7 protein-coding genes are annotated in these 7,310 nt (G+C 75.4%); 3 read left to right on the forward strand and 4 right to left on the reverse strand.

Features of this window, described 5'->3' with window-relative positions; genetic code table 11:
• The first annotated feature begins 97 nt into the window (after positions 1-97).
• Both DT057_RS33250 and DT057_RS33255 read left to right on the forward strand, forming a co-directional pair.
• A complete protein-coding gene (locus DT057_RS33250; RefSeq protein ID WP_128566297.1) occupies positions 98-1,003 on the forward strand; it encodes an alpha/beta fold hydrolase in 906 nt (301 codons plus the stop codon).
• The gene (locus tag DT057_RS33255) at positions 1,000-1,356 is read left to right on the forward strand and encodes an Hpt domain-containing protein (RefSeq protein WP_128566298.1); all 357 of its coding nucleotides are present in this window, start codon (positions 1,000-1,002) and stop codon (positions 1,354-1,356) included. The genes DT057_RS33250 and DT057_RS33255 overlap by 4 nt, the downstream gene beginning before the upstream one ends.
• 18 nt (positions 1,357-1,374) lie before the next feature.
• Here DT057_RS33255 and DT057_RS33260 read toward each other — a convergent pair whose 3' ends face one another.
• The 4 genes from DT057_RS33260 to DT057_RS33275 all read right to left on the reverse strand — a co-directional run bounded on the left by DT057_RS33260 (position 1,375) and on the right by DT057_RS33275 (position 6,141).
• A complete protein-coding gene (locus tag DT057_RS33260; RefSeq protein WP_128566299.1) occupies positions 1,375-3,012 on the reverse strand; it encodes a DEAD/DEAH box helicase in 1,638 nt (545 codons plus the stop codon).
• A 112-nt stretch (positions 3,013-3,124) separates the two neighbouring features.
• Positions 3,125-3,964 (reverse strand): transglutaminase-like domain-containing protein, encoded by an 840-nt coding sequence (locus tag DT057_RS33265; protein WP_128566300.1) that lies wholly within the window; start codon positions 3,962-3,964, stop codon positions 3,125-3,127.
• A gap of 190 nt (positions 3,965-4,154) precedes the next feature.
• Positions 4,155-5,492 (reverse strand): Nramp family divalent metal transporter, encoded by a 1,338-nt coding sequence (locus tag DT057_RS33270; protein WP_128566301.1) that lies wholly within the window; start codon positions 5,490-5,492, stop codon positions 4,155-4,157.
• 163 nt (positions 5,493-5,655) lie between these two features.
• A complete protein-coding gene (locus DT057_RS33275) occupies positions 5,656-6,141 on the reverse strand; it encodes a nucleoside deaminase (RefSeq protein ID WP_128566302.1) in 486 nt (161 codons plus the stop codon).
• A gap of 44 nt (positions 6,142-6,185) precedes the next feature.
• Here DT057_RS33275 and DT057_RS33280 point away from each other — a divergent pair.
• Positions 6,186-7,310 (forward strand): pseudouridine synthase (locus DT057_RS33280; RefSeq protein ID WP_162501591.1); only part of this gene is annotated, 1,125 nt, incomplete at its 3' end.

Here is a 7,310-nt window from a genome sequence, read left to right on the forward strand (position 1 = left end):
GTGGCGGCCGGCGCGGGCGGCCGCGCGCCGGCGACCGCGCCGGCGGCCGCGCGTTGACACCGGTGCCACACGTCCCCTCCCGAGCGCGGAACCAGCCATGCCCGCAGACCTCTTTCCCGGCTTCTCGTCCCACTGGATCGACCTGCCCGACGGGCGCTTCTTCGCCCGGGCCGGCGGGCCCGAGGACGCGCCGCCGCTCCTGATGCTGCACGGCTTCCCCCAGACCCATGCCTGCTGGCACAGGATCGCCCCGGCCCTGGCGCGCACGCACCGGGTCGTCTGCCTCGACCTCAAGGGCTACGGCTGGTCCGCCGCCCCGCGGGGCGACGCGGCGCACGCGGCCTATTCCAAGCGCCGCATGGGGGCCGAGGCGGTCGCCGTGATGGACACGTTCGGCCACGCCCGCTTCGCCGTGGTCGGGCACGACCGCGGCGGCCGGGTCGGCTACCGCCTCGCCCTCGACGAGCCGGGCCGGGTCGCCCGCCTCGCTCTCCTCGACATCCTGCCGACCTGCATCCAGTGGGAGCAGATGGCGCGGGAGCCGGGCCTCTACCCGCACTGGCGCTTCCTGGCCCAGGCGGCGCCGGGCCCGGAGGAGGAGATCGGCCGCGACCCGGTCGCCTACTACGACGAACTCCTGCGCGGCTGGACCCGCGACGGCACCCTCGACGCCTTCGCGCCGGGCGCCCTCGAGCTCTACCGCCAGGCCTGGAACGTGCCCGAGCGCATCCACGCGACGTGCGAGGATTACCGGGCCGGCGCCGGCCCCGACCGCGCCGCCGACGAGGCCGACCGCGCCTCGGGGCGCCGCATCGCCTGCCCGACCCTGGTCCTCGTCGCCGACGCCTTCGTGGGCCGCCGCGGCCTCGATCCCGTGCGGGAGGCCTGGCACGGCACCTTCGCGCCCGGGGCGGGCGTCGCGGCGGTCGCGTCCGGGCACTTCCTCGCCGAGGAGAACCCGCAGGGCACGCTGGCGGCGCTCGAGGAGTTCCTCGGAGCGTGACGACGGTGCCCGCGGCCGCGCCCCCCTGCCTCGACCGGCCGGCCTTCGAGGACCTGCGCGACGCCGTCGGGGCCGCCGCCCTGGCGGTGCTGCTCGGCCGGTTCGCCGCGCAGCTGCGGGGCTGGTCCCTGGCCGCCGACCCCCCGGCGCTCGCCGCCGAGGCGCACGGGGTCGTCGCCTCCTCGGGGCTGATCGGGTTCGCGCCGCTGTCGCGCCTCTGCGCCGCCCTGGAGCGCGCCTGCACGGAGGGGAGCCCGGAGGAGGTCCGGGACCTCGCCGCCCGCGTCGCCGACGAAAAGGAGCGGGTGGAGGCCGAGATCGCGCGCCTGCTGGCGGGGCCCGGCGCCGCCTGAAGGGCCTCCCGGCGCCCCTCACGCCACCCGGCGGGTGTCGGTCCAGGTCGCCCCGTCGGCGAGGCGGTAGTCGGTGCTCTCGGAGAGCCGGCCGCTCGGGGCCACCCGGATCGCCTCGGGCCGCGCCAGCTCGTCCCGGCGCGCCAGGGCCTCGGCCGCGTCCATCGGGGCCGGCAGCGCCCCGCCGAGGCGGCGCCACCACAGCACGGCCTTCTCGCGCGGGTAGCCCGCCTGCTCGAGGTCGAGCCGGACCCGGTGGGCCGCCCCGCCGCCCTCGATCACGACCGCGAGGAGGTCGGGCCCGCCCGCCCGGGCCTCGCGCACGAAGCGCCAGGCCTCGACCGGGCACCAGCGCGGCCCCTCCGCGAGGCGGCCCGACAGGATGCGGCTCGTCGGGTCCGCCGCCGCCTCGTGGGGAGCGGATTCGTCGGGCTCGGCCTCCGGCTCGACCCAGCAGCCCTCGCAGGCGCTGGCGTTGAGGGCGATCAGGGCGCCGCAGCCCGGGCAGGGCTTGGCCCGGGGCCCGCCCTCGCCGAGGCGGCGCGCCCGCGCCACGGCGTTGGCCGAGAGGGCGTCGACCGGGCCGTGGCGGCGCACCAGGCCGGCGTAGTCGAGGACCAGGGCGTCAGCCTTGCCGGGCGCCCGCCGCAGGGCCCGCCCGACCTGCTGCACGTAGAGGCCGGTGCTCTGGGTCGGCCGCAGCAGGGCCACGAGGTCGACCTCCGGCACGTTGAAGCCCGTCGCCAGCACGCCGACCGAGGTCAGGCAGCGCAGGCGCCCGGCCCGGAAGTCCCGCACGATGCGGTCCCGCTCGCGCTTGGGCGTCTCGCCCGAGACCGCCTCGCAGGAGATCCCCTCTACCCGCACCGCGTCCCGCACGGCCGCGGCGTGCCGCACCCCGGCGCAGAAGGCGAGCCAGGCCCGGCGGCCGGTGCCGTAGGCCACCATCTCGGCGACCGCCGCCCGGGTGATCGCCTCGCGGTTCACCGCCGCCTCGAGGGCGCCCGGCACGTAGTCGCCGCCCCGCAGGGGCACACCGCTGACGTCGAGGGTGGTGGCGGTGGCCTTCGACACGAGGAGCGCGAGGTAGCCCTCGCGGATCAGGTCGCCGACCTGCGCCTCGTAGACGATGCGCTCGAACACGCGGCCCGTGCCCTCGTCGAGGCGTCCGCTGTCGAGCCGGTAGGGCGTGGCGGTGAGGCCCACGAGCCGCATCCCGGGCGTGCGCGCCCGGATGCGCTCGAGGAAGCGGCCGTAGCGGGTCTCGGCGTCGCGGGGGATCAGGTGCGCCTCGTCCACCACGACGAGGTCGCGCCGGCCGATCGGCTCGACGCGGTTCCAGACCGACTGGATGCCGCAGAACAGGATCGCGGCCGCCTCCTCGCGCCGCCCGAGGCCGGCCGAGGCGATGCCAGCGGGCGCCCGCGGCCACAGGGCGGTCAGCTCGGCGTGGTTCTGGGCGATGAGCTCGCGGGAATGGGTGACGACCGCGACCCGCGCCGCCGGGTCGCGCGCCAGCGTCTCCCGCGCCAGGGCCGCGATGACGAGGCTCTTGCCGGCGCCCGTCGGCAGCACGATGAGGCCGTTGCGGCCGCCGCGGGACCAGTCGGCGTGGAGCGCCTCGAGGCTGGCGCGCTGGTAGGGACGAAGCTGCATCGCGCCGCCATAGCGGCGTCCGCGCCCCACGGCGAGGGGCCGGGCCGCGCCCGCCCCGGCTCCTGCCGCCCTTTGCCGCCCGGATCTGCTTCCCGCGCCCTCGCGGCGCGCCTTACGCGGCGCGGGCGAGCCGCGCGGGCGCCTCGTCCGCCACCTCGTCGGTGTGGACGTCGAAGCGGGCGAGCCAGGCCGGGCCAAAGCTCGTCGAGATGGCGACGTCGGTGGCGTCGCGGCCCCGCGCGATGACGATGCGGCCGATGCGGGGCTTGTTGTGGCGCGCGTCGAACGTGTACCAGCGCCCGCCGAGATAGACGTCGAACCAGGCCGAGAAGTCCATCGGGTCGGGCACCGCCGGCACGCCGATGTCGCCGAGGTAGCCGGTGCAGTAGCGCGCCGGGATGTTCATGCAGCGGCAGAACGCGACGGCGAGGTGGGCGAAGTCGCGGCAGACGCCCTCGCGCTGGGCAAAGCCGTCGGAGGCGGAGCGGGTCGCATCGGCCTTCTGGTAGTCGAACCGGATGTGGTTGTGGACGAAGTCGACGATGGCCTGCACCCGGGCCCAGCCGAGGGGCGTGTTGCCGAACAGCGACCAGGCGGTCTGGGACAGCTTGTCGGTGTCGCAGTAGCGGCTGCCGAGGAGGAACGGGAGCACGTCGTCGGGCAGCTCCTCGACCGGGTGCTGGACCGCATCCGGCGCGTACGCGTCGGGCTCGCCCGAGTCCCGGACCAGGAGGTCGGCCGACATCGTGATGCGCCCGCCCGGGGCGGTGATCCGGGTGCAGACGTTGCCGAAGGAATCGAGGAACTGGTGCGCCGGCACCGGGGGGTCGAACGCGATGGCGTCGGGGGTCAGCAGGTCGGCGGCGCGCGAGGGGTGGACGCTCAGCATCAGGACCATCGGGGTCGGGCCGGGCGTATCGAACGCGATCGAGTAACCGGTGCGGATCTTCATCGTGGCATCCACGTCGTCGTAAAAAATGTGGAGCCTTAAGCATTCTGGCGCGACGTTGTTCCGGATCGGGCCGCGATTTCTTCCCCGGGCGCTGCCCAAATGTTGAGCATGGCCCTCGCCTGCACGCGAAGATTGTCCACGACCTGACGTATCGCGGGCCGGGCCGGGGCGCTCCCCTGGGGCGCCCGCCTCACCCTCCGGTCAGGGTGTCGGCCAGGAGCTTCAGGTTCAGCCCGACGATCACCGCCGCGATGGCCCAGGACAGCCCCTTGAGCCAGGGCGGGATCACGAGGGCGCCCATCTTCGAGCGGTCCGAGACGAAGCGCACGAGCGGGATCACCGCGAAGGGCAGCTGCATCGACAGCACGACCTGGCTCAGCACCAGGAGCCGGGCCGTGCCGGCCTCGCCGTAGAGGCCCGTCACGACCACCACCGGCACGATGGCGATGCCCCGGGTCAGGAGGCGGCGCGCCCAGTCGGGCAGGCGCAGGCGCAGGAACCCCTCCATCACGATCTGGCCCGCCAGGGTGGCGGTGACCGTGGAGTTGAGGCCCGAGGCCAGCAGCGCCACCGCGAACAGCGTCGAGGCGAGGCCGACGCCGAGGAGCGGCGACAGCAGGGCGTAGGCCTCCTCGATCTCCTGCACGCCCGTGTGCCCGCCGGTGTGGAACACCGTGGCGGCCATGATCAGGATCGCCGCGTTGACGAACAGCGCCAGGGTGAGCGCCAGGGTCGAGTCGACGACGGCGAAGCGGAGGGCCCCCGCCCGTCCCTCCGGGTCGCGCGGATAGGCCCGGGTCTGCACGATGGAGGAGTGGAGGTAGAGGTTGTGCGGCATCACGGTCGCCCCGAGGATGCCGATGGCGAGGTAGAGGGCGGCCGGGTCGGTGACGATCCGGGGGTCCGGCACGAAGCCGCCGAGCACCGCCCGGATCGGCGGGGCCGCGAGCACGATCTGGGCCGCGAAGCAGGCGAAGATCACCGTGAGCAGCGCGATCACGAAGGCTTCGAGGGCGCGGAAGCCCCGGCGCATCAGCAGCAGGATCAGCAGCACGTCGAGGCCGGTCAGGATCGCCCCGGCGAGCAGGGGCAGGCCGAACAGGAGCTTGAGGGCGATGGCGGTGCCGATGACCTCGGCGAGGTCGCAGGCGATGATCGCCGCCTCGCAGGCGAGCCAGAGCGCCAGGGCGACGGGGCGCGAGTAGGCGTCGCGGCAGGCCTGCGCGAGGTCGCGCCCGGTGGCGATGCCGAGCCGGGCCGCCAGGGCCTGGAGCACGACGGCCATCAGGTTCGACAGCAGGATGACGGCGAGCAGCGTGTAGCCGAACTGCGCACCCCCGGCGATGTCGGTGGCCCAGTTGCCCGGGTCCATGTAGCCGACCGAGACCATGTAGCCCGGCCCCATGAAGGCGAGGAGCCGCCTGAGCCAGGTGCCGCTCCCCGAGACCGGGACGCTGGCATTCATCCGGCCGAGGCTCGGCTCGGCTCCGGTGTCGTCGGCGACGCGCCACGCCCGTCCGTCCCGCATCCGCTGCGCGCTCCCGCTCCGCGGCCCAGGTTGCGGGCCGCCCGGCTATATAGCTGTTGCTATATTGATTTGAAAAGGCTGAAATATCGTCGCGGCGCAGCGTGCCGCCGAACTCCGCACTCCGCACTTCCGGCGCCGCCGCCCGCGACCCCGGCCGCTTTCGTCAGCCGCGGCGCGTCCGGAAGAAGGCGCGCAGGAGCGCGGCGGCCTCCGCCTCGCGCAAGCCCCCGTACACGTCCGGGGCGTGGTGGCAGGTCGGCTGCCGGAACAGGCGCGGGCCGTGCTCCACCGCCCCGCCCTTGGGATCGGCGGCGGCGAAGTAGAGGCGGCGGATGCGCGCGAGGCTGATGGCGCCCGCGCACATGGCGCAGGGCTCGAGCGTCACGTAGAGGTCGCAGCCGGCGAGGCGCTCGTCCCCGACCGCCGCGCAGGCGGCGCGGATCGCCAGGATCTCGGCGTGGGCGGTGGGGTCGCGGTCGGCCCGCGGCCGGTTGCCGGCGACGGCCAGCACCGCGCCGCCGCGCACGATCGCGGCGCCGACCGGGACTTCGCCCAGCGCCGCTGCCTCGCGCGCCGCCGCGAAGGCGAGGCCGAGCGGATCGGCCCCGGCCCCCGGCGCGCCCGCGCCCGCCCTTGAAAAATCGCCCATCCGTCCCGCTCGCCCAAACAAACCCGCTCTGGTATCAGGCCCCCATGAGCGACAGCAACGACGACGAGACCGGCGCGCCAAAACGGCGGCGCGGACGGGACGAGGCATCCGCCGGCACCGCCACGGCCGGCACCGGCCCGGACGCAAGCGCCCCGCGCCGCAAGGCGGCCGAGCCGGCGCCCGCGGCGGCCGAGCCGGAGGCGGAGCGCATCGCCAAGGCCATCGCCCGGGCGGGCCTCGCCTCGCGGCGCGACGCCGAGGCGATGATCCTGGACGGCCGGGTGACCCTGAACGGCGTGCGCCTCGATTCGCCGGCGATGAACGTGGGGCCGGAGGACCGCATCACGGTCGACGGCGAGCCCCTGCCCGCCCGCGAGCGCACCCGGCTGTGGATCTTCCACAAGCCCCGCGGCGTCGTCACCACGGCCCGAGACCCCGAGGGGCGCCAGACGGTGTTCGACGTCCTGCCCGACGACCTGCCCCGCGTGGTGGCGATCGGCCGGCTCGACATCAACACCGAGGGCCTGCTGCTGCTCACCAACGACGGCGGCCTCGCCAAGGTGATCGCCCATCCGGAGACCGGCTGGCTCCGGCGCTACCGCGTGCGGGCCTTCGGCGATGTCGACCAGGCGGCCCTCGACCGCCTGCGCGGCGGCGTCACCATCGACGGCATGGAGTACGGGCCGATCGAGGCCTCGGTGGATCGGGCCCAGGGCGACAACGTCTGGCTGACGCTCGGCCTGCGCGAGGGCAAGAACCGCGAAGTCAAGCGCATCCTGGAGCATCTCGGCCTGTCGGTGAACCGGCTGATCCGGCTCTCGTTCGGGCCGTTCCAGCTCGGCGACCTCGAGGTCGGGCTGGTGGACGAGATCCGCACCCGGGTCCTGAAGGACCAGCTCGGCCAGACGCTCGCCGAGCAGGCCGGGGTCGACTTCACCAGCCCGGTGCGCGAGCCGATCGCGCCCTTCGGCTCGCCGAAGGCCGCCGCCCGGGCCGCCGAGGCCGAGCAGGGCGCCAGGGCGCGCCCGGCCCGCGAGGGAGCCCGGGGCCGCGACCCGGCCCGGCCGCAATTCGGCAAGCCGCAATCGGCCCACGCGGCGACGCGCTCCGCCGGCCCGCCGCGTACGGTCTGGCGCGACCCCGAGGCGGAGGCCGCCGGCTCCGTGCCG

Source organism: Methylobacterium crusticola (genome assembly GCF_003574465.1).
Classification (GTDB): Bacteria; Pseudomonadota; Alphaproteobacteria; order Rhizobiales; family Beijerinckiaceae; genus Methylobacterium; species Methylobacterium crusticola.

Coding starts and splice junctions, on each gene's coding strand:
- DT057_RS33250 (WP_128566297.1), top strand. CDS start 98: ATGCCCGCAGACCTCTTTCCCGGCTTCTCGTCCCACTGGATCGACCTG.
- DT057_RS33260 (WP_128566299.1), bottom strand. CDS start 3,012: ATGCAGCTTCGTCCCTACCAGCGCGCCAGCCTCGAGGCGCTCCACGCC.
- DT057_RS33265 (WP_128566300.1), bottom strand. CDS start 3,964: ATGAAGATCCGCACCGGTTACTCGATCGCGTTCGATACGCCCGGCCCG.
- DT057_RS33270 (WP_128566301.1), bottom strand. CDS start 5,492: ATGCGGGACGGACGGGCGTGGCGCGTCGCCGACGACACCGGAGCCGAG.
- DT057_RS33275 (WP_128566302.1), bottom strand. CDS start 6,141: ATGGGCGATTTTTCAAGGGCGGGCGCGGGCGCGCCGGGGGCCGGGGCC.